The sequence below is a fragment of the Halorubrum sp. SS7 genome, from assembly GCF_005435055.1.
Classification (GTDB): domain Archaea; phylum Halobacteriota; class Halobacteria; order Halobacteriales; family Haloferacaceae; genus Halorubrum; species Halorubrum salinarum.
This window is the reverse complement of record NZ_SGXV01000496.1, coordinates 1-307: the sequence shown is the minus strand read 5'-3', so window position 1 is coordinate 307 and position 307 is coordinate 1. Positions and strand designations below refer to the sequence as shown.

Sequence of the window (307 nt, the reverse complement as noted above, 5' to 3'; positions counted from 1 at the left end):
AACAGACGGTGAAAAGCGGTATCTGGGCCACGATCACCAATATCCTCGACCGCGGCCTCCAACTGCTGATGATCGCGATCCTCGCCCGGATGCTCACGCCGGCCGACTTCGGGCTGCTCGGTATCGCCCTGCTGACGCTGACGGCGTTCAAGCGCTTCTCCAACATCGGATTCGACCAGGCGCTCATCCAGAATGCGTCAGGCAACGTCGACGACTACCTCAACACCTACTGGAGCATCGAGATCCTCCGCGGCCTCCTGCTGGCCGGGATCCTCGCGCTCATCGCCCCGCTGGTCGCCGGATTCTT

1 protein-coding gene is annotated in these 307 nt (G+C 62.5%); it reads left to right on the top strand.

Translation table 11 applies throughout. From position 1 onward, the window contains the following. Positions 1–307 (top strand): oligosaccharide flippase family protein (locus tag EXE44_RS18910; RefSeq protein ID WP_199241299.1); only part of this gene is annotated, 307 nt, incomplete at both ends.